Raw genomic sequence first — 19,946 nt, 5'->3', positions numbered from 1 at the left:
GTACCCGAGACTACGGCAGTTTCCGGGCGCGTCCCAGAGGAAAGTAGGTAAGCCGTGCAACCCCCACCATGCGCTCCCGCTCCAGCAGGCCCCAGTAGTGCGAGTCTGCGGAGTTATTGCGATTGTCGCCCATCATGAAGTAGTGGCCGGGGGGAATCTGTGTGACAGGCATGTCGTAGCCCGGGTCTTCGTTGAGATAGGGCTCGTCGAGGGGCTTGCCATTGATGCGCACCTCGCCGGGCTCCAGGACAAGCGCTCTCTCCGCAACACCAAGCTTGTGGGCCAGGGTCTTTCGGGGGAGCCAGCTGTGGTTGACAAAGGCACCGTCGCGGGTAAGCCGCACCGGGGTATCGGCGGCAAGCTCCAGGCGCTGGCGGAGGTAGTCGGCGGCGGGATGGACACGGGGGTCGGTGTTTTCGGGGCCGATTGTCTCGCCTCCCACCCGAAGCCGTGCGCCACGCACCTCGATCGTCTCGCCAGGAAGGCCAATGCAGCGCTTGATAAAGTCCGTCCCCTCTTTGTTGTCGTCGGTGGCGCGTGCCGGGGCGGCAAAGACAATCACATCGCCGCGCTGGGGGTCGTGCAGGCGGTAGCTGAGCTTATCCACGACTAGCTTATCCCCGACTCCCAGGGTGGGCACCATCGACGGCGACGGAATATAGAACGCTTGGGCTCCGAAGGGGCGGATCAGCAAGAAGAAGACCGCCAGCACCCAGCGGGCGGAGTCACAGCTCTCGCTAAGAAGGCGAAGAACGCGAGCCTTGCTTGGGCGCAGAGCGAGCTGAAGAAGGGTGACTGCCGCCAGCGCAAAGACCACCCCAACAAGATCAAGTTTAGCCAGAGCTTCCATAGCACTTGATACGCTACAGAAGCCCTGGGTGTTACACGACTAGAGCTTCCCGATACGGGTAATGGGCCAGAAGGTGACAATTCCCCGTCCGACAATGCGCCACTGTGCCAGCTTGCCCCAGACATGGGAGTCGGCGGAGTGGTTGCGGTTGTCGCCCATCATGAAGTAGTGGCCGGGGGGGATCACATTGTCTTCCTGGTTGGGGATCGTGGTCATGTTGTAGCCGGGGTCCTCGTTGATGTAGGGCTCGTCGAGCGGCTTGCCATTGATCAGCACCTCGCCGGGGGTGAGCTCCACTTTGGCCCCGGGCTGCCCAAACTGCCGGGCGATATCGGCGGGGAGAATCTTCTCTTTTTTGTCGACCAGCACATAGTCTTTGTAGAAGCGCACGGATTTTTTCTCGTCGATTCCCAGCTTATCGCGCAGGGTCTGCTGCGCCGTCCGCCCATTGGGATCGTCACCGGGCGACTCATAGACCTCGTCGCCGATCTTGAGCTTTGCCCCGTGCACCTCAACCCGCTCGCCGGGGAGGCCGATACAGCGCTTGATGTAGTCTTGCTCCAGGGTCGCGCTTCCGGTTGCCTCAGGGGGCGCGGCAAAGACCAGCACATCGCCGCGGTTGGGGTTATGGAGCCGAAACGAGACCTTATCGACAATCAGCCGGTCTCCGATCTCCAGGGTCGGCACCATGCTCTCGGACGGGATGTAGAACGCCTGGGCCACAAAGGGACGGATCAGCAGAAATGCCAGAGCGAGCACGAAGGTGACCGTATCGCAGGTCTCGGAGATCGTGCGTGCCCAGCCTTCCCGGAGGAGCTTCACGAGCATCAGTCGAAGGATCGTAAAGCCCGCGATCACCGCGACCACGATAGTCGGGCTAATATTGGCGAGCTGGTCAGTCAGGGGGACAGGTTGTTCATTCATAGCGATCAGGGGGGCTAAGCCTACTTAGCCAGCGGGAGTGTCACAGTAAAGCGAGACCCCTTCCCCAATTCGCTATCGGCGACAATGGTTCCTCCGTGGGCCTCGACAATATGCTTTACGATAGAAAGGCCTAGTCCGGTTCCCCCTGTTGCGGTTCCCGCCTCACCCGGGAAGCGGCGCGCACGGTCGGCGCGCCAGAACCGCTCAAAGATACGGGGTAGGTCCTCTTTCAAGATCCCAATCCCCGTATCCGCGATTGTCACCGTGATGCTCTCCTTCTCCCGTGTGACCGTGACATCGACCCTCCCACTGGAGGGCGTGTACTTAATCGCATTGTCTACCAAGTTAAAAAAGACCTGCTCCACCTCGCTCCGGTCCGCCTCGATCTCCAGAAACGGCATGGTCTCCGGCAGGTGAACCGTCACCTTTCGCTTGGCCGCGTAGGTAGCCAGGCGCTCTACGATATCTAGCAGGAGGTCGGCGAGGTCGAAGCGCTCTCGGGCGGGGGGCATGGTCTCGGCGCGGGCGAGAAAGGTCAGGTCCTCCGAGAGGCGCACCAAGCGGTCCACCTCGCGGATGATATTGCCCAAAAACTTCTCGCTTACCTCCGCATCGTTGAGGGCACCGTCTTGTAGGGTCTCCGCCATCGCCCGAATCGACGCCAGCGGGGTGCGCAGCTCATGGGAGACATTGATCACAAACTCCGTGCGTACCGTGCGCAAGCGGGTCAGCTCGGTCTGGTCGGAGAAGAGGACCATGGCTCCGCCCGCGGTGAGCCCTAGCGCACGGGCCTTGACAAAGCGCTCTTTACCGTTCACTAGCCGCACCTCGGTCTCCTGGGGTTGTTTCGTGGCGCGTGCCGTGTCCACAAGCTCCACGAGCGAGCGCTGGTGGGTCGCCTCTAAGAGGGAGCGCCCGACCACCCGCTTGGTATTGCCATCGGCGGTCAGGTAGCCCACGGCGGTGTCGTTGGCGTAGATGATCTTATTGCTCTCATTGACACGCAGGAGGCCATCGGGGACCAGGGCCGCGAGCTGCTCTAGGCGCTTACTCATGGCTGAAACTTGTATCCTACGCCGCGCACGGTGAGCAGATGCTCTGGGCTCGAGGGATTGGGCTCGATCTTCTCGCGGAGCCAGCGGATATGCACATCGACCGTGCGCTCCTCGACCACCTCGCCCGTTCCCCAGACCCGGTCCAGCAGTGTCGCCCGGTCAAAGACACGCCCCGGGTGTGCGGTGAGGAGCACCAGGAGATCGTACTCTTTGCGGGCGAGCTTCACGGGCTTGCTCTTGAGCGTGATCTCGTGCTTCTCCAGGTCCACGACCAGCTCCAGCGCGGCAGAGACCAGCTGCGGTCCCACCACACTGCTCTCCCCCTCGCCGCCGGAGCGCCGCAGGAGGGCCTTGATGCGGGCCACGAGCTCGCGCATTCCAAAGGGCTTGACCACGTAGTCATCCGCCCCGATCTCCAGCCCCTGCACCCGGTCGCTCTCCGCGATCCGAGCCGTGAGCATGAGGATCGGCACGCGCTCCCCCTGCTGCCGGATCAGGCGACAGATATCAAAGCCGCTCCCCGAGGGCAACATCACATCCAGCACGATAAGATCCGGGCGCTGGCTCCGAAAGAGCTGTAGCGCCTCGTCGGCATCCCCCGCGGTAAGGACATTGAATCCCTGCGCCTTTAAGTTATAACGGATCGCTTCGATAAGGGTTGGCTCATCGTCCACGACCAGGATCGTTTCTCCTGCCATTGCGTCTCTATTATCCCGCATTGCATCCCCCTGGCGTTAAGCCTCTGTTAAACTTATTTCTCGCCAAAAGGAATCTGGTAAAGAAAACAAAATCTGTTAAACTAGCTCCATGGCAGGCAAGGCAGGAAAAGAGAGTAAAAAAAGCAAGGGCGAGCTCGCCGAGGTGCTCGCCGAGCTCGCCTCGCTACGTCGGGAGATTGAGGCCCTGAAATCTCCCACAGTAGCGGCGCTCGGGGCCACGCGAACGGCAGAGCAGGTCGCCAAGCGCGCCAGTGCCTTCACCCCCGTCCAGCGCGCACGCCTGATCGAGGCACTCCTCCAGAGCGGCCCCCAGCCCCCCCCACAGCTCGGTGCCACCGTCGGGCTGGCCACCGGCTCGCTCTACCACCACCTGCGTGAGCTGGTCGCCGCCGGGATCGCCACCGTAGAGGACAAGACCTACTGCCTCACCCCCGATGGCCAGCAGCTCGCAGAGGCCCTCTTTGCTCTGCCCCACGAATGATGCCATGAAGCAGCGGCAGCGTGACTGGAAAGAGAACCTCCGTGCACAGCTTGGGACGCCGGAAGGGGAGGCTCGTCTGGCTCAGCTCACCCCCGATGAAGCCCGAGAGCTACTACGCGAGTGGATCCAGACACCTCCGCCACGCGAGTTTCGCCTTCGAAGCGTCCTGGCACTCCTCGGCGGACTGGCGGCGCTCGCCCTGGTTTGTTCGCTGACCGTCAGCAACCTGCCGCGGGAGATCATTGCCTTCCTGTTTGGCAGTGTTGCGTTCTGCGTCCTGATCTACAGGATGCTCAACAACGAAGGAGTACAGCTCGGAAACCCTAGACGTCGGCTCTTGGAGATACTCCGCCGGCTCGCCCTAGAGCCACGGGAGACACAGGACCTCTCCACCTTGCTCTTTCTGGCGCACCACTCGCCGCTCGATCCCCCGGCGCTGGTAGACAGAGAGCTCTGGGATGCGCTCACCCTGCGCCTCTCGATGATCACGCAGGCGGAGGCGCAGCAGCTCACCCAAGAGGAGCGGGACTTTCTCGTCCTGCGCCTGAACGCTCTGCGTGGGGTCGAGTGCCTGGAGAGCCAGGAGCGCTTTGTGATCGCCGCGCTCTTTACTCTGGCGGCGTCAGGAGACCGCCGTGCCCGCGTCCAGGCCCATGCCTACCGCTTCACCACCAGCTCACCGGAGGTGAAGGAGGCGGCCGACGATATACTGAGATGACCCTATGAGCCTCCAGAGCCTCAATACCCAGGTTCCCCTGCCCACCCTGCTCACCGACTATGTCCAGCAGACACGCCGCGAGGCACGGCGCCGCCAGGGCTTGTCAGCTCTGAGCGTTTTTTTCTTGGTGGGCACTCTTGGTGCGCTGAGCCTGATCGCCACGGACTTCTTCCCCCTGTTTCTGCTCGGCGGTGTCTGTCTTATCGCCCTGCGCCTGGAGAGCTACATCGCCCCCGCCTGGGTTCGCCAGGGAGCGCTTGTTTTAGAGGCGCTGACCGAGGTCCCCAAAGACGCGCTCCCGGAGCTCTTTGCGCTCGGGGAGGCGCTGGAGAGCCTGCCCAAGCTACGCAAGCGCACCCGCCGCCGCGATCCCAATGCCCAGCGCGCCAATCGCCTTGTGTTTGAGATCCAAGAGGCACTCTTTGTCGCGCTGACACGTCTTCTCGCCTACCGAAGTCCTGAGGAGCTCGAGACCCTGGGCACCGCACAGCGTGCGTTTCTCCGCCGTGCGATCTTTCGGACTGCGGATGCCAACTTTATTACCTGTGCACTTCTCGTCCTTGCGACCCTGCAAGACACCGAGCTTCGGGCACAGGCGGAGGAGTTCTCCGCCTGCCACCCTTCCGAGAGGATTCGCGAGGCCGCCAGCGAGTATCTTCTCTCCCTGGCAGCCCCTTAGGCCTACCAGAGCCTAGTTCCCACCGCGCCGTCCTTGCGGCTGGGGGTGGTCCTTGATGTACTTCTCGACCATGGCCTTCTGCTCCGCAGTCAGAATCGCCAGCGCCTTGGGATTGACTCCCCCATTGCCACGCATGGCCTGCATGAGCTCGCGCATCTTGTCCTGATCCTGGTTCTGGCGGGCTTCCTGCATCTCCTTCATCTTGGCCTCGCGATCCTTCTGAACCGCCGCCGCGACCTCCGCAAGAGACTTCTTCTGCACGTCGGTGAGCATCAGCGCCGAGCTGAGCTGGACCGGGATTCCCACGGTGCGCAGGAGCTGGAGCGCCTTGAGCACCTCGGGAAGGGCCTTCTTCTGGTCGTCGGTGAGCAGGGCGAGGATCTCGGTCTCGGCCTTCTTGCTATTTTCCTGGTTCTTCTTCTGCAGCTCCTGAAACGCCTCGGGACCGGCGCCACCGCTGTCGCGCAGCTCTTGCATGGCTGCCTGCATCTTGTCCTGAACCTTCTTCTGGATCGCCGCGATCTGCTTCTGAACCTCGGGGCTGAGCTTGAGCTCCGTGCCAAGCGCTTCCGCAGGGACAGTCGCGAGAGTTAGAGGCTGGTTACCACGCATCATCCCAAATCCACCACCGGGCGGCTGGGCGAAAGCACCAGTGCTTACGAGGGCCACGACGGCCAGTCCTGCTCCAAAACGATAGATACTCATGATAAAAGTACTCCTTGTCAGCCGCATCGTAACAAAGCTAAACCACCTTGTCAATAGCGTCCCTTTTCCCCCCATAAAGTGCGTATTAGAGAGGGATGATCCGCTTTAGAGATACCTCAGATTGGGCCTGTCAGAACCTCTCAGCAGAGCAGCAGCTCGTGCTTCTTCAAGGGCAAGCTCTCTCGTGTGCTCCCCAGCTCCGACACTGGCAGGCAGGCATCTGGCTCTTTCCTCTGGGGATGTTCTTGCTGGCAGTGGGCCAAGCTTTTTGGGGAGCTCTGGCACTGCTCTTGGCGACTCTCGGCTGGCTCCTCACCCTGCGTGCACGTCGGCTCTGGCGAACAACACGGCACCAGGTGGGAGTCCTAGCGGAGTCTGTGCGGGGGGTGGATGCGGTGGGGCCGCTCCTGGACTTTGCCCGGTGGCAGGGGCGAGAGGCAGTGGAGTGCCATGCGGCTCTGGAGCGCCTTCTCCCGCGGCTAGACACAGAGCGGGCACACCAGCTCACGGAAGAGCAGCGCCGCTACCTGCGCCAGAGTGCGGAGAACCAGGACCCGACCGTGGAGTTTACGGTTGCGGCGCTCTTGGTGCTAGCCTCCGCCGACGACACAGCAACGATTCCCATTGCCCGAAAGCTAGCGGTCTCGTCGTCGAGCCAGCGCATTCGGGATGCCGCCCATCTCAGCCTGGAAGAGCTGGGCGGCAAGGAGCCCTAGAAGATCACTTCTTCAGTGTCCCCTTCGATCCAGGTGAGCTTTGCGCTAGCCAGCCCGGGAGTAAAGACAACCCGCAGGCCCTTGACTCCCCGTACTTCGTCGCTGGTGCCATCCTCGCGGACCCCCAAGCCAAAGTAGAGCCCCTCGAGGCTTGTTGCACTTACCGCGGAGAGGGAGATGCGCTTGCCCTTAGCGATAATCTCCACGGAGCCGGGGAAGAGGCTGATATTGCCCCCCTCTTTTCGCACCAAAATCGCGGTGATAGTCCCCTTCTCCGAGTCGATATCCACCGAGAGGCTCTCAATCGAGCCCGTCAGGATCGCTTGGCCGTTGTGCAGGACATGAAGCCCATCGGCGCTATCCGACTCGTAGGCGATCCAGGTGAGGTTGGTGTCTAAGGAGGCTACCTGGGCGGCAGCAGGTCGAGTTGACATGTTCGTTCTTTCTACAAAATACTGTGTGTGATCACTTCGTCGCGCAGCAAGAAGCGGGACTTATAGACACTGGCATAGGCCTGGACAAAGTTATCGACCGCGTTGATATCCACAACAATATCCACCACACGGTCGGTGATGTCATCGCCGTTGAACCAGACACGCAGGTGGCGCATGTCCACCGCGGGGTGCAGGTTCTCCATGACAATGGTGTAGCCAGGGAACTCCATGGTGATGCGGCCGGGGAAGATATCAAAGGGCAGGTCCGGGTTATCCGCGGGGCGGATCAGGGCGGTGAGATCCGCCCCCTCCCAGATTCCCCCATGCACCTCATCGCCCCAGTCGTCGCGGCCGGCGCGAAGCTCGATATAGAGCTGGGCCGCCTCGACCGTGTAGCCGTTGTTGATCAGGCTGGTGGAGTCCCAGTCGCCGCCGGTTTGGAAGATCAGCTCATTTCTCAACGACGACGTCCTCCTCCAAAGCTGCTACGACCGCCGCCAAACGAGCTCCCGCTGGAGCGCCCAAAGCTCCCGCCAAAGCTGGGGCGGCTACTGGAGAACCCTGAGCTCCCACTGCCGAAGCTAGGGCGGCTTCCCGAGCTACTCCCCCCGAAGCTAGGGCGAGACCCCGACGAGCTCCCGCCCCCAAAGCTGGGCCGGGACCCCGATGAGCTCCCACTACCAAAGCTAGGGCGACTGGCAGAGCTTCCGCCCCCGAAGCTCCCCGTGGGCCGGGAGCCACTGCCAAAGCTCGGGCGGGAGGCGCTAAAGCCTCCGCCTGAGGTGCGGCCGGCAGAGGTGCGGCCAAAGGAGCCAGAGCCTCCCGACGAGCGCCCAAACGAGCTGCCCATCGAGGCACTGCGGCGCCCCACCGACGAGTAATTAAAGCTGTTGCGGTTGGTCACCAGCACACGGTTCACGGGGTTGGAACGGTAGTAGGAGTTGTAGCTATTCCAGCCGTAGTAGGGCCGTCCCCCGATATTGATCATCAGCCCCGGCATTGCTGCATAGGCAAGCCCCACACGCCACGGGCTGTAGCTGTAGTAGCCGCCGTAGTAGTGCATCCCCGGGTACCAACCCATCGCGACATAGTCGGTCCACGACGGTGCAATGCCCATGTAGACGGGGCGGGTGTAGGCATAGTTCTGCGGGAACGGGTACCAGAGCGCGCCCTGTGCCGCCGCATTTTGCAGCCCCTGGCCTTCACGGATGTACAGAGTGGGAGCCGTATTGCCATCATTAACAAAGTACATGTCGCCACTGGTTCGTCCGAACTTCATGACATACATGTTCTGGTTCTCAAACGGCACCACAATGGTCTCACCGGAGGCAGCATAGAGCTGGTAGCCCCCCTGGTCAAAGACAGCGCGGGTGATCGGCACTTGCTGACCCGCAGGCACGTCACGCCAGTTGTAGACCTCGTTGCTGTTGGGTGCCCCGGCGGTCATCGCGGGTGGGGCGGGCGGCGCAACCGGCGGAGCCATGGTCACGGGACGCGGTTGCGAGCAGCCTGCCAGACCCACGGTGGCCAGCCCTAGAACTCCAAAGCGCATTGAATTTGTCATCTTGTGAAACCTCATACTCTATACGTGTCAGTTTACCCCGAAAAGTTGCATCCCAAGCGTAACCCCCGCCCCCGAAACGACGTCCTGAAACACTATGAGAAACGCCACACTTGCCGCAAAAGTCGCCGTTGCCTTCCTGGCTCTGACGCCGCTCTCTGCCCACGCCTGCCTCAACGATAGAGACTCTGACGCCCTGGCCTTCGAGGCAAAGCAGCTCCCGATTGCACGCCCGGGAGCATCGCGCGAGGCACCCGATATCCCCGGAATCGTGGAGGTGATTGTCGGGCGCTTCCCCCGCAACCCGGCGCTCTACTACCAGCTTCGGATCGAGCGCTGCCAGAGAGAGCTGGCGACAGACCCCAAGCAACTTCCCCTCTATGATGATATCTCGGTTGCCTACGACAAGCTTGGCAAGAGTGGCGAGGCGCTGGCTTGGATCGAGAAGAAGCGCCCTCGCATCCCCGCCAGCGATACCGAGGCGCTCTACCGCTACTTCGCCAACGCGGGGACCTTTCGCGCCCACCGCTGGCTCCGCGACGGTGCCAAAGAGGAGCGGATCGGGGAGCTGGAGCAGGCGCGCGCCGAGATCGCCAAGGCCATTGCGCTCAAGCCCGATGCCCACTTTGGCCGCGAGGCCGCCCAGCTGCAGGCGATGGACTGGATTCTCAAAGAGCGCACGAAGCAGAGCCTGGCCTATTTTATCCACCGCAATGCCCCCTCCGGCAACCTGCGCGAGCCGGCAACCCTCACTAGTACACCAGACAAGACACTCCTGGGGCTGGCAGGGCTGGTGGTCCTGGGCAATGCCTGGGAGAGTGTCGATGTCTTTGGGGCGCTGGCCGGACAGCTCAACAAGCGCGGCGATGCCAAAGTCGCCTATCTCGCGGAGCTACGGTGCCGTGAGCTGATTCGCGTGGGGAAGAAGTCGCTCTTTGAGGGGGCCAAGCTCCCCGAGGCTCCCCACCGCAGTGGTGAGGATTATCTCATCACACCAGCCTCACGCCACTGGCTTGGCATTACCAACCAAGACAATGTCGCCACCAAGTTCAAGGAGCTGCGCGCCGCGGCGGAGACGTGGCAAGCCGCACGCACGGCGTTTATGGAGGCGCGCTTCAAAGCAGGCCGCCACCCGGACACCGACCCACACTTCTGGGACGGCTACCAAGACTCCCCGGCACCATCACTGGATATTCCCTGGCACAAGGAAGCCAGTGCCAACTTCGGAAACTGGCTGATGCGCTACGGAGCAATGGGAGTTTTTGTGCTTTTCTGGGGCAGCATCATCGGAGCTGTGATCTACCTCGTTCTCCCGACGAAGCGCCGCCGCAAGCGCTAGTCGTGCTTTTGGGGCTTGCCTTCGGGGACGGGCTGGCCTAGCATGGCCGCGAGGCGCTCGGTGAGGCGGCGGGTGGCCTCCTCGATCCCGCCTTTCTTGCCATAGAGGTCGGAGAGGTCGAGCGGCTCGCCAAAGATCACGGTGACCGGCACCGGGGACTTGCGCAGCTTGATGTGGCCGTAGGGGAGCACTTTGTTGGTGTTGATCAGCGCCACAGGAACCACAGGGACTTTTGCGCGCAGGGCCACCAGGAGCGCCCCCGGATGCAGCGGCTGGAGCGTCCCCGCCTCGTTGCCGCCGCCCTCGGGGAAGATCACGACCGCCTCGCCCGCCTTGAGGAGCTCCTCGGCGCGTGTGAGGGCAGCGCGGTCGGCGGAGTCGCGCTTGACCGGGAAGGCGTGCAGGCGCGGCAGGAGCCAGGAGAAGAAGCGCATCGAGAAGAGCTCGGACTTGGCCATGAACCACGCCGGACGCGTCGTCGCCACACCGACCGTCGGGGGATCGAGGTCACAGATATGGTTGGGGCACAGCAAGACCCCGCCCGTGCGCGGCACCCGCGCCGCGCCCTCCACCCGCAAGCCCCCATGGGTTGCCAGAATCAGGCGCACGATGCTCTGACAGAGCGCCAGCAAGAGCCGATATCCCATGAGCCAATTTTAGGGGGAGCACCCCTTTCTGACAAGGGGCCAGAAGTCTCATATTTTGGGACGATCTCCGTCGAGGCTTTCCTATTGAACCCGCAGGCTCCAGAGGTTGAGGTAGTCCGCATTGATCAGGCTCTTGGCATGGCCGTCGAGGAACGAGACATTATTGCGGTAGTTGGTCGTGTTCTCTCCTAGTAGCGGCTTGCTCCCGTGCCAGTAACCGACCGCATCGAAAAACAACCCGATCCCCGCGGAGCCGACCGTCTTGCCATCCGTGGTCACGGCCTCCATGCTGGAGATCGGCTTTTTCAATAAAATCAGCTCGGTGCGGGTGATGTAGCTGGAGCCCCACTTCTGATAGCTGCTCGGGTGCGACGGCAGGTAGGTCCCTTCGTAGGGGCCGCAAAAATCAAAACCTCCATCCGCGGGGCAGCGCCAGATCTCTTTGCTCTTCATGTAGGGCATCAGAACCTCGTGCTGGGGCCGCATGTTCGCCACATCCAAGTTTCCACTCCACGCATCGCCGTTGAGGTCGGGAGGATCGCCGCCCCAGACCGGAAAGTCGTCGTTGTCTTGGGCGTACATCAGGTTCGCCATCCCGATCTGCCGCAAGTTGGACAGACACGCCGTCTTGCGCGCCTGCCCGCGTGCCGTGGCAAAGACCGGGAAGAGAATGGCAGCCAGGATCGCGATAATGGCAATGACCACGAGAAGCTCAATGAGCGTGAAGGGGCGACGTGTGTTCATAGCTACTAAAACGTCATTGGGAACAGTTCCGTTACTGTGGGAGCCGATTTTTTTCCGAGGAGCTGGCAACAGTGCCAAAAGCGAAATTCCCGGGCAGGGATTCGAACCCCAATTAAAGGCACCAAAAACCTCTGTCCTGCCGTTGAACGACCCGGGAGTGCTCTCTGACTTTCTCAGGAAAGCGCTGGAATTATACCACGGTTGATTGTGTTGTATCCAGCGCGGTAGAATCAAGAACGAGGTTTTTAAAAATAATGGCAGAGATAACTGAGAAGTCCACCTGGAGTACAAAGGTCGGGCTGGCGGAGATGCTCAAGGGCGGCGTGATTATGGACGTCGTGAACGTGGAGCAGGCCGTGATCGCACAAGAGGCGGGCGCGGTGGCGGTGATGGCACTAGAGCGTGTCCCCGCCGATATCCGCAAAGACGGTGGCGTGGCGCGTATGAGCGACCCGCGCATGATCAAAGAGATCATGGCCGCTGTCACCATCCCCGTGATGGCAAAAGCACGTATCGGGCATATTATCGAGGCGCGCATCCTAGAGGCACTCGGCGTGGACTTTATCGACGAGTCCGAGGTGCTTACCCCCGCCGACGAGCAGTTCCATATCCACAAGCACGACTTCTCCGTGCCCTTTGTCTGTGGGTGCCGCAATCTAGGCGAGGCCCTGCGCCGTATCGGGGAGGGCGCGGCGATGATCCGCACCAAGGGCGAGGCCGGGACCGGCAACGTGGTCGAGGCCGTGCGCCACATGCGCTCGCTGATGGGCGGGATTCGCAAGATCGCCTCCATGGACGAAGCCGAGCTGATGACCGAGGCCAAGGAGCTCCAGGCCCCCTACGAGCTCGTGCTGCAAGTGGCAAAGACCGGGCGCCTTCCCGTGCCCAACTTCTCCGCGGGTGGAGTCGCCACCCCCGCCGATGCCGCTCTGATGATGCACCTGGGCGCGGAGACGGTCTTTGTGGGCAGCGGTATCTTCAAGTCTGGCGACCCCGCCGAGCGCGCCAAGCGCATTGTCGATGCGGTCACCTTCCACAAAGACTACGCCAAGCTCGCCGAGATCTCCGAGAACCTGGGAGAGCCGATGGTCGGGATCGATATCCGCACCCTCAAGGACAGCGAGCTGCTCGCGACGCGCGGCTGGTAGGTGTCTGTGGCAACCAAGCGAATCGGTGTCCTTGCCCTGCAAGGCGACTACGAAGCCCACCTCAAAGCGGTCCACGCGGCGGGTGGGCTGGGCTTTGAGGTACGTACCCCCGAGGAACTCGCGACCGCCGACGGCCTGATCATCCCCGGCGGCGAGAGCACCACCATGGGGCACCTCATGGCACGCTTTGGCATGGACACGGCTCTCAAGGCATTTGGCAAGCCGATCTGGGGAACCTGCGCGGGGATGATTGTCCTGGCGCAGCGCATCACCGCCGGGGAGAAACGGGGTGGCCAGCCCCTGCTGGGCCTGATGGATATCGCGGTCGAGCGCAATGCCTTCGGGCGGCAGATCGACTCGTTTGAGACCGATATCGAGACCAGCTTCGGCACCGTGCGCGGGGTATTTATCCGCGCTCCGTTTGTGAGCGAGGTGGGCGAGGGTGTCGAGGTGCTAGCCCGCTACCAAGACCGGGTCGTGCTCGTGCGGCAAGGCAAGCTCCTGGCATCGGCGTTCCACCCAGAGCTCACCGACGACCCAACACTCCACCGTGCCTTTATCGAGAGTACCTAATGCCTCTCCACGGTACGCCCTTGCGGTACCTGGCGACTCTCGCCCTGCTTGGTCTCGTGCTGGGGACAGGGATGGGACAGGGCCGCCAGCTCCCCAGCAAACCGCCCCTGCAGCCCCGTCCCTCCCCCATCCCGGCGCTGGACACCGAGCCGCTCGCCGGGGATAGCCGCCCGCGCTGGAAAGAGCGCTGGAGCCGCATGCTGCCGCGCCCCCTCGCGCTCAGCCTCTCCCCAGATGGCCAGGTCGCGCTCCTCGACTCGCTCCACCAAGTCCAGCTCCTCACGCCCCACAATGGGATGCGCCTCTGGAGTAGCCAGCCTCTCTTGCTGGCCAATACCGTGGTGGCGGTGCGGGGAGGGCGCGTGCTGGTCGGGGCGGTGCACAACCCGCAGGTGAAGAAGGCTTGGCTGCTCAATGCCCGCACGGGCCAGGCAGATGCCTTTGAGCTCCCCGGCACGCTCTGGAGTATCGCCGCCACCCCCGATGGGAGCCGCGCGTTCTTTGGGACGGGAGCCAACCTGATCCTCGCGACCTCCCTCCTGACCAGCCAGCCCCCGGTCACCTGGAAGCTCAGCGCCCTCCCCGAGACCCTGGCTCTCTCCACGGATGGCTCGTCCGCTGTCCTGGGAACGTGGCTCCCGGCCGGCGTGCGACGACTCGGGGGCTGGGCGTATGGCGACCCCAACCCCGCCCGCTGGCAAGAGGTCCAGGTCTCCGCCGACGGTGCCACCGCCATTAGTCTCTCCGGCCACGGTGCCCGGCGCTCCGAGCAAGACCTCCAGCTGGCGGGCTACGATATGGAGTCGGGGATGCGGCTCTGGGAGAAGCGCATTCCCGGCACCCGCGCACGGGCCCAGGTCTCCGCCGATGGCCAGCGGGTCGCGCTAACCTACCTCTCCACCACCCAGCGCGGCGGCGAGGCGCACCTGGTCCTGCTCAACCGCGATGGGTCGCCCCGCGGCGACGAGAAAGGCGGGCGCTTCTTCTCGCCTCAGCTCGCCGCGCTCTCGGCCCAGGGCGAGCGGGTGACCGTCCTCGATGGCGACCGGGCGCTCTTTGTCCTCGACGGCGACGGCAAGACCCGCTGGCGGCTCGCGCTGGAGAACCATGCCCCTATCGAGAAAGTCCTCACCAGCCCCGACGGTGCCTTCCTGCTCCTGGTTCGCACCGATGGCACGATCACCCTCTACGAGGCCCTCCCATGAGCCTAGCCCAAGATATCGCCGCGTTTATCGCCCCCTCCGCCCAAGCCCCCCCCGCCCCCACGAGTGGGGGAGCTGTCTTTGAATCTCTCGCGCTGCGGCTCTTTGCCTACCAGTACGCCCACAACCTTCCCTACCAGCGCTTCTGCAACGGCCGTGGTCAGACGCCCGCCACCGTTGAGCGCTGGCAGGACATCCCCGCCGCCCCCGCCGCCGCTTTCAAGCGCTTCGCCCTCACCTGCGTCCCCGAGAGCGAGTGCCCCGTTGTCTTTCACTCGTCGGGGACCACGGGTAGCGAGACCAGTCGGCACTTTATGAGCGCGGAGGCCCTGGAGCTCTACAAAACCTCACTGCTCGCAGGCTACGAGCGCCACTTCCCAAGCCAGCCGCTCCTTGCGCTCATGCCCCCGCCCGACCTGGCCCCCCACTCGTCGCTCTCGTTTATGCTAGAGACCCTCGGGGCCGAGTTTATCTGGGGGGAGAGTAGCACCTCGCAGCTGCAAAGCACGCTCTCAAGCCTCGCGACTCCCTGCACCGTCTTTGGGACTGCCTTCGCCTTTGTCAACTACTTCGATGCCACACCAGGCGAGCACTTTTCTCTCGACGAGAGCTCTCTGGTGATCGAGACGGGAGGCTTCAAGGGGCGGAGCCGAGAAGTCGAGAAATCCGAGCTCTACGCGCTCTTTGCGGAGCGCCTGGGCGTTGCGCCGGCGCACTGCTTCTCGGAGTACGGGATGAGCGAGCTGGCGAGCCAGTTCTACAGCCAGGGGGTCGATGGCCCCAAGCTCGCCCCGCCGTGGCTACGCACCCGCATCCTCGATCCCGTCACCGGCAACGACACCGCTCCGGGTCAGCCGGGTCTTCTGGCTCACTACGATCTGGCGAACTACAACTCCGTCCTTGCGATCCAGACCGAGGACATGGGAGTATGGGACGAGCGCGGAGGCTTTCAGCTCTTGGGCCGTGCACCTGGTGCCGTGTTGCGTGGGTGCTCCCTGCTGGCGGAGTAGCCCCCGCCCAGCGCTTTTAGCCTCCCCCAGCTCGCACCGCTCGCTACCCCCTCCGGCTTCGCGAAGGGGGTAAAACGCGCCGCTGGTCTCGTGACTACGTCCCCCTTCGCAGCGAGGAACGAGCGATTGCCGGAGGGGGTAGCGAGCGGTGCGAGCTGGGGGAGGCTAAAAGCGCCACATCCGGGCCGTAGCGGCGGACGCGGAGGTTCTGGAGCTCGATAGGCGCAGATAGACCGGGGCCGTCGAGCGGCGTTGGGGCGTGGGCACCGCCGATCAGCTTGGGGGCGATAAAAAACAGCGCTCGATCCACGGCTTGTGCTTGCCAGAAGGCCGCCGCGAGGGCACCGCCGGACTCCAGGAGGAGCTCCAGCAAGCCGCGCTCGGCGAGAAATTGCAGGGCGGGAAGAACGGCGACACGGCCCGAGCTATCGGCGGGAAGTGTGACCAGCTCGGCGTCCCAGCCCGGCTTTTGCGCTTGGCAGGTCAGAATCAGCGTGCCGGGGCGGTTGAGGCGCGCGGTCTTGGGCGTGCGGAGCTGAGAGTCGAAGATTACAGGGGTGGGGTTGGTACCGCGCACCAGGCGCACCGTCAGCTCGGGGTCGTCAGCGAGGACCGTTCCCACCCCCACGAGCACCGCATCGGCCTGAGCGCGGAGCTTGTGGACCACACGTCGGGCGGGTGCGCTGGTGATTGCCAGGGGCGCGGTGTGGCTTGCAGCGAGCTTGCCATCCAGGGTCATAGCCGCCTTGTGGGTCACAAAGGGCAGGCCCGTGCGCTGGTGCTTCAGAAACGCCCGGTGCGCGTCGATAGCTGCGTCCTCGCACACACCGATGGTCAGCTCGATCCCAGCGGCCTGGAGCTGGGCGAAACCGTCACCGCTCACCTGGGGGTTGGGATCGAGAGTTGCGGCGACGACCCGCGTGATTCCGGCCTCGATACAGTGGTGGGTGCAGGGGACGCGCGGGGAGCCATCGGGGCGCTGCCAGTGCGAGCAGGGCTCTAGAGTTGTGTAGAGAGTCGCGCCGCGTGCTCGCTCCCCCGCCCGTGCAAGCGCCATCGCCTCGGCATGGACTTTTTCGGTGTGGTAGGTCCAGCCCTCGCTGATCAGCGTACCGTCTTTGACGATCACCGCACCGACGGCGGGGCTGGGGTGGGTCTTCTCCCGATTAGTGAGGCGCAGGGCACGCCGCATCCAGAAAACATCGGGGTCACTGGGCATTGCGCTGCTTCTGCGCCTCTTCGGCGACATTGTCTATCACCTGCTGGATCACCTGGCGCTCCGCCTTGCGCATCGCCACAAACGACTCCAGTGCATCCAGAAGGGCGATACAGACCAGGCTCACCCCGAGCCCATAGAGCGAGATCAGGAGCATCAGCTTCTGGAGCGCACCCACCCGCCCCACAAAATCACGCCCCACAAAGATCAGCGCCAGCGCCAGGAGCAGGCAAAGCAGCGCCATTCCCGCCGTCCGAAAGAGCCGTGAGCGTGGCGAGAGCGCGCCATAGCCCTTGGAGTAGAAAAAGATCGTCAGCCCCACCGTGATCGCGAGGAGGACTCCAAAGACTAGGCTTACGCTTATCATGGCCCCAGCACCTCACGCAGCGCGGCCACACCGGCCGCCACGCCCTCGGGATGATTGAAGATCGCGGAGCCCGCGACCAGCACATCCGCCCCATCGCGGGCCAGCCCCGCCGCGGTCTTGACATTCACACTGCCATCCACACTGATCTTAAAGCTCGCCCCCGCCTCGGTGCGGAGCTGGGCCAGCTCCCCGACTTTTCGAGCGGCGCTAGGTAGAAATGCCTGCCCCCCAAAGCCCGGGTTGACCGTCATGACCAGCACCAGATCCAGATCGCCCAAGACATAGCGCAGGGTCTCCGGCGGGGTTGCGGGGTTGAGAGCGACTCCTGCCAGACAGCCCGCCTCACGGATCGCGGCGAGGGTGCGCTGGAGATGGGGAGTGGCCTCTTGGTGGACCGTGATCGCGTGGGCACCGGCGGCGACAAAGGGCTCGATATAGCGCTCCGGCTCGACCACCATCAGATGCACATCAAAGACCGCTTCCGGGCAGAGCGGCTTGAGCGCCCGGACTACCTCTGCTCCAAAAGTCAGGTTGGGCACAAAGCGGCCATCCATGACATCCACATGGAGCCAGTGCTCCCCGGTAGCCAGTGCCGCCTGGGCCTGCTCACCAAACCGGGCGTGGTCGGCGGCCAAGAGCGACGGTGCCAGTAAGACTCCCACGGGCTACTTCCCCTTGACCGGGGTTGTCTGCGCCCGGAGATCGTCGTTGTCGTAGAGCTTGATCGTGATGGGCCGCCCTATTCCGGTGACCTCCGCAGTCAGGCTCTGACCAGGCTCGTGGTTCTTCTCGTAGCCCGTGTGGGTCCCCTCGGAGTCCTCGATCTGGATCACGATATGGTGCGGCTGACCGTCTTGGGGCACCTTGTAGGGCACACGGAAGGTACGCTGGCGGGTGTCCTCTGGGTCGGGAAGCCCCACTCCGTCCCCGGTGCCTGTCGGAGTGCGCGGCTCAGGTGTCGGAGGCGGTGTCGGCTCAGGAGTGGGCTCGGGCTCGGGGCCTTTTGAGACCACAAGATCGATCTTGGTTCCGCGGGCACGCCGCTCGGAGCCATCCCCACGGGGGAGCTGCTGGAGAACAACCCCATTGGGCGTGATGGGATCAAAGCGCCGGGTTGTCTCCCCAATCTTCAGGCCGGCTTTCTCGAGGTCTTTCTGCGCCTTATCGAGGGTTGTCTCCTCCACATTGGGGACGAGCACCATCTCGGGGCCGCGGGAGACCTTCACGTAGATCTCTTTGCCCTCGACAATGCTCTTCTTACCGTCGGCGAGCTCTTTCTGGTCGTAGATAACCCCCGCCGGCTTGTCGTCGCGAAACTCCCCTTCCTCGGCAACCAGCTTGAAGCGCCGCTCATTGGCGATCGCCTTGGCCTCGGTGAGGGTCTTGCCACGAAGCTCCGGGATAATGACCTCGTTTGCGGGACTTAAGAACGGACGGATCCAGTTAAAGACCACTGCCCCGGACCCCACAAGCGCCAGGAGCAGGAGCAAGTTGATCGCCAAGAGCACCCCACCTGTGCGGCGTGGCGGGAGCGGGGCCTCGTCGTCGTCGGGAGCCACCTTTCGCAGCTTCTTGCCGGTAGGCGCAGGCGCTTCCGGAGAGACGGGCTTGGAGACACGAGGGCCTGTCTCCGGCTGAGGGGCCGCCGCAACCGGCATGACGCTCACCGGAGAAGCGGGTGCCTCCTCGGCAGAGCGAGGCTCTGGGGCCTGCTCCTGAACCTCCAGCGGTGACCAGGCAAGGGAGCGACCAAAGCGCAGCGCCTCTCGCACCTTGCGCAGGTCTTCCAGGAGCTCCGTGGCGCTGTGGTAGCGGTCCTGCGGGCGCTTGGCGAGGCCCTTGAGGATGATCCCCTCCAAGGCGCGCGGGATTGCTTGGTTGAGGGAGCGAGGCGCAGGCGGGGCCTCTTGGGCATGGCGCAGTGCGATGGTCACGGGATTGTCCCCACGGAAGGGAAGCTCACCGGTCAGCATCTCAAAGAGAACCACTGCCAGAGCGTAGAGATCGCCAGACGCGGTGGGCATGGTACTGGTCGCCAGATCGGGAGCGGCATAGGGAACGATCCGCATTAAGAGGCTGGTATCCTCGCCCACGAGCTGTGTGTAGGTAGGCGCGATCCCAAAGCCGGTGACCTTAACCTGTCCCTCGGGCCCAATTAAGATGTTCTGCGGACAGAGATCCCCGTGGGCGATCCCATGCCCATGGGAGTACTCCAGCGCCTCCGAGGCCGTGATAGCCACATCGACCGCGCTCGTGAGCTGGAAGGGTGCCGCTCGTCGAATGCGCTCTTTTAAGTCGATCCCACGCACAAACTCCTCCGCGTAGTACAGAGCAATCCCCTCGGAGTCGCTCCCCACATCGTAGGCACGCGTAATCGCGGCATGGTTTAGAGTGAGAACCTCGGAGAAGCCTGCCCGGAGAGCCTCAAGAAGCGCAGGACGATCCTGGAGCTCGGAGCGCAGAGTCTTGAGTGCGACAATCCGGTTGAGCTGCTGGTCACGGGAGCGAAAGGCGGTTAGAACCGGCCCCTCTCCCACACACTCCAGCACCTCGTAGCGTTTTCCAACGATACGGTTGATCAGGCGCACACGGTCTTTATCTTTGGAACGCCCCTCAGCGCCCAGCGGCTCTTCACTCGACACGGTTGTTCTTTCCCTTCTGGCGGGCAATAGGGAGCACCAGAGCAATGGTGCCTCCCATGAGGAGGATGCTATAGAGAGCGGTCAGTGCTCCCATCGGCAAGCGGAGCTGTAGAGCCGGGGCAAAAAAAGCCAGAGCTACCACGACAAACCAGCAAGCACAGGCCCCCTCTTTTACTCTCTGTTCTCTCGTCATTTGCGATTCACTCTGCATTGTAC

General features: G+C 63.3%; 24 protein-coding genes and 1 tRNA gene. 9 read left to right on the top strand and 16 right to left on the bottom strand.

Annotated elements, in window-relative coordinates; all coding sequences use genetic code 11:
• Positions 1 to 10: 10 nt before the first annotated feature.
• From lepB (HNQ39_RS06575) to HNQ39_RS06560, 4 genes are read right to left on the bottom strand one after another with little or no spacing between them, the layout of a single operon-like run.
• Complete coding sequence (gene lepB / locus HNQ39_RS06575; RefSeq protein ID WP_184193143.1) at positions 11 to 850, bottom strand: signal peptidase I; 840 nt, start codon at positions 848 to 850, stop codon at positions 11 to 13.
• 39 nt (positions 851 to 889) lie between these two features.
• Positions 890 to 1,774 carry a signal peptidase I gene (lepB, locus tag HNQ39_RS29595; RefSeq protein ID WP_221289833.1) on the bottom strand — a complete coding sequence of 295 codons (885 nt, stop codon included), beginning with the start codon at positions 1,772 to 1,774 and terminating at the stop codon, positions 890 to 892.
• 20 nt (positions 1,775 to 1,794) lie between these two features.
• Positions 1,795 to 2,829: an ATP-binding protein gene (locus HNQ39_RS06565; RefSeq protein ID WP_184193142.1), complete on the bottom strand. Its 1,035-nt coding sequence runs from the start codon at positions 2,827 to 2,829 to the stop codon at positions 1,795 to 1,797.
• Positions 2,826 to 3,527, bottom strand: a complete 702-nt coding sequence (locus HNQ39_RS06560) for a response regulator (protein WP_184193141.1) — start codon at positions 3,525 to 3,527, stop codon at positions 2,826 to 2,828. The genes HNQ39_RS06565 and HNQ39_RS06560 overlap by 4 nt, the downstream gene beginning before the upstream one ends.
• Before the next feature lie 109 nt (positions 3,528 to 3,636).
• On the opposite strand from HNQ39_RS06560, the gene HNQ39_RS06555 reads away from it, so the two are divergent.
• From HNQ39_RS06555 to HNQ39_RS06545, 3 genes are read left to right on the top strand one after another with little or no spacing between them, the layout of a single operon-like run.
• Positions 3,637 to 4,029, top strand: coding sequence for a winged helix-turn-helix domain-containing protein (locus HNQ39_RS06555; RefSeq protein ID WP_184193140.1), 393 nt, complete (start codon positions 3,637 to 3,639; stop codon positions 4,027 to 4,029).
• Between the two features lie 4 nt (positions 4,030 to 4,033).
• Positions 4,034 to 4,747 carry a hypothetical protein gene (locus HNQ39_RS06550; protein ID WP_184193139.1) on the top strand — a complete coding sequence of 238 codons (714 nt, stop codon included), beginning with the start codon at positions 4,034 to 4,036 and terminating at the stop codon, positions 4,745 to 4,747.
• Positions 4,748 to 4,751: 4 nt separating this feature from the next.
• Positions 4,752 to 5,426, top strand: a complete 675-nt coding sequence (locus HNQ39_RS06545; RefSeq protein WP_184193138.1) for a hypothetical protein — start codon at positions 4,752 to 4,754, stop codon at positions 5,424 to 5,426.
• A gap of 12 nt (positions 5,427 to 5,438) precedes the next feature.
• On the opposite strand, the gene HNQ39_RS06540 is transcribed toward HNQ39_RS06545, so the two are convergent.
• Positions 5,439 to 6,131: a hypothetical protein gene (locus HNQ39_RS06540; protein ID WP_184193137.1), complete on the bottom strand. Its 693-nt coding sequence runs from the start codon at positions 6,129 to 6,131 to the stop codon at positions 5,439 to 5,441.
• Positions 6,132 to 6,226: 95 nt separating this feature from the next.
• Here HNQ39_RS06540 and HNQ39_RS06535 point away from each other — a divergent pair, with 95 nt between their 5' ends.
• Positions 6,227 to 6,847, top strand: a complete 621-nt coding sequence (locus HNQ39_RS06535) for a hypothetical protein (protein WP_184193136.1) — start codon at positions 6,227 to 6,229, stop codon at positions 6,845 to 6,847.
• On the opposite strand, the gene HNQ39_RS06530 is transcribed toward HNQ39_RS06535, so the two are convergent.
• From HNQ39_RS06530 to HNQ39_RS06520, 3 genes are read right to left on the bottom strand one after another with little or no spacing between them, the layout of a single operon-like run.
• A complete protein-coding gene (locus tag HNQ39_RS06530) occupies positions 6,844 to 7,281 on the bottom strand; it encodes a hypothetical protein (protein WP_184193135.1) in 438 nt (145 codons plus the stop codon). The genes HNQ39_RS06535 and HNQ39_RS06530 overlap by 4 nt on opposite strands.
• Positions 7,282 to 7,292: 11 nt before the next feature.
• On the bottom strand, positions 7,293 to 7,742 hold the full coding sequence (locus HNQ39_RS06525) for a hypothetical protein (RefSeq protein WP_184193134.1): 450 nt from the start codon (positions 7,740 to 7,742) through the stop codon (positions 7,293 to 7,295).
• Positions 7,739 to 8,845 (bottom strand): hypothetical protein, encoded by a 1,107-nt coding sequence (locus HNQ39_RS06520; protein ID WP_184193133.1) that lies wholly within the window; start codon positions 8,843 to 8,845, stop codon positions 7,739 to 7,741. The genes HNQ39_RS06525 and HNQ39_RS06520 overlap by 4 nt, the downstream gene beginning before the upstream one ends.
• A gap of 94 nt (positions 8,846 to 8,939) precedes the next feature.
• On the opposite strand from HNQ39_RS06520, the gene HNQ39_RS06515 reads away from it, so the two are divergent.
• Positions 8,940 to 10,181, top strand: a complete 1,242-nt coding sequence (locus tag HNQ39_RS06515; protein ID WP_184193132.1) for a hypothetical protein — start codon at positions 8,940 to 8,942, stop codon at positions 10,179 to 10,181.
• On the opposite strand, the gene HNQ39_RS06510 is transcribed toward HNQ39_RS06515, so the two are convergent.
• From HNQ39_RS06510 to HNQ39_RS06500, 3 genes are all read right to left on the bottom strand, one after another.
• Positions 10,178 to 10,828 carry a lysophospholipid acyltransferase family protein gene (locus tag HNQ39_RS06510; protein WP_184193131.1) on the bottom strand — a complete coding sequence of 217 codons (651 nt, stop codon included), beginning with the start codon at positions 10,826 to 10,828 and terminating at the stop codon, positions 10,178 to 10,180. The two genes, HNQ39_RS06515 and HNQ39_RS06510, sit on opposite strands and share 4 nt — an antisense overlap.
• A gap of 81 nt (positions 10,829 to 10,909) precedes the next feature.
• Positions 10,910 to 11,572 carry a prepilin-type N-terminal cleavage/methylation domain-containing protein gene (locus HNQ39_RS06505; RefSeq protein ID WP_184193130.1) on the bottom strand — a complete coding sequence of 221 codons (663 nt, stop codon included), beginning with the start codon at positions 11,570 to 11,572 and terminating at the stop codon, positions 10,910 to 10,912.
• 86 nt (positions 11,573 to 11,658) lie between these two features.
• Positions 11,659 to 11,729, bottom strand: a tRNA-Gln gene (locus tag HNQ39_RS06500).
• Positions 11,730 to 11,826: 97 nt separating this feature from the next.
• On the opposite strand from HNQ39_RS06500, the gene pdxS reads away from it, so the two are divergent.
• From pdxS to HNQ39_RS06480, 4 genes are read left to right on the top strand one after another with little or no spacing between them, the layout of a single operon-like run.
• Complete coding sequence (gene pdxS, locus HNQ39_RS06495; protein ID WP_184193129.1) at positions 11,827 to 12,720, top strand: pyridoxal 5'-phosphate synthase lyase subunit PdxS; 894 nt, start codon at positions 11,827 to 11,829, stop codon at positions 12,718 to 12,720.
• A gap of 6 nt (positions 12,721 to 12,726) precedes the next feature.
• A complete protein-coding gene (pdxT, locus tag HNQ39_RS06490) occupies positions 12,727 to 13,293 on the top strand; it encodes a pyridoxal 5'-phosphate synthase glutaminase subunit PdxT (RefSeq protein WP_184193128.1) in 567 nt (188 codons plus the stop codon).
• Complete coding sequence (locus HNQ39_RS06485; RefSeq protein ID WP_184193127.1) at positions 13,293 to 14,498, top strand: WD40 repeat domain-containing protein; 1,206 nt, start codon at positions 13,293 to 13,295, stop codon at positions 14,496 to 14,498. The genes pdxT and HNQ39_RS06485 overlap by 1 nt, the downstream gene beginning before the upstream one ends.
• Entirely contained in the window at positions 14,495 to 15,505 is a 1,011-nt protein-coding gene (locus tag HNQ39_RS06480; RefSeq protein ID WP_184193126.1) for a LuxE/PaaK family acyltransferase, read from the top strand. Before HNQ39_RS06485 ends, HNQ39_RS06480 begins: the two co-directional genes overlap by 4 nt.
• A 94-nt stretch (positions 15,506 to 15,599) precedes the next feature.
• On the opposite strand, the gene ribD is transcribed toward HNQ39_RS06480, so the two are convergent.
• From ribD to HNQ39_RS06455, 5 genes are read right to left on the bottom strand one after another with little or no spacing between them, the layout of a single operon-like run.
• On the bottom strand, positions 15,600 to 16,724 hold the full coding sequence (gene ribD, locus HNQ39_RS06475) for a bifunctional diaminohydroxyphosphoribosylaminopyrimidine deaminase/5-amino-6-(5-phosphoribosylamino)uracil reductase RibD (RefSeq protein ID WP_184193125.1): 1,125 nt from the start codon (positions 16,722 to 16,724) through the stop codon (positions 15,600 to 15,602).
• Positions 16,714 to 17,088 (bottom strand): hypothetical protein, encoded by a 375-nt coding sequence (locus HNQ39_RS06470; protein ID WP_184193124.1) that lies wholly within the window; start codon positions 17,086 to 17,088, stop codon positions 16,714 to 16,716. The genes ribD and HNQ39_RS06470 overlap by 11 nt, the downstream gene beginning before the upstream one ends.
• Entirely contained in the window at positions 17,085 to 17,750 is a 666-nt protein-coding gene (gene rpe, locus HNQ39_RS06465) for a ribulose-phosphate 3-epimerase (protein ID WP_184193123.1), read from the bottom strand. The genes HNQ39_RS06470 and rpe overlap by 4 nt, the downstream gene beginning before the upstream one ends.
• Before the next feature lie 3 nt (positions 17,751 to 17,753).
• A complete protein-coding gene (locus HNQ39_RS06460; protein ID WP_184193122.1) occupies positions 17,754 to 19,730 on the bottom strand; it encodes a protein kinase domain-containing protein in 1,977 nt (658 codons plus the stop codon).
• Positions 19,720 to 19,923 carry a hypothetical protein gene (locus HNQ39_RS06455; protein WP_184193121.1) on the bottom strand — a complete coding sequence of 68 codons (204 nt, stop codon included), beginning with the start codon at positions 19,921 to 19,923 and terminating at the stop codon, positions 19,720 to 19,722. The genes HNQ39_RS06460 and HNQ39_RS06455 overlap by 11 nt, the downstream gene beginning before the upstream one ends.
• Positions 19,924 to 19,946: the final 23 nt, after the last annotated feature.

It is taken from the genome of Armatimonas rosea, assembly GCF_014202505.1.
GTDB lineage: Bacteria > Armatimonadota > Armatimonadia > Armatimonadales > Armatimonadaceae > Armatimonas > Armatimonas rosea.
The sequence above is the reverse complement of the archived record's forward strand: the minus strand, read 5'-3'. Positions and strand labels throughout refer to the sequence as shown.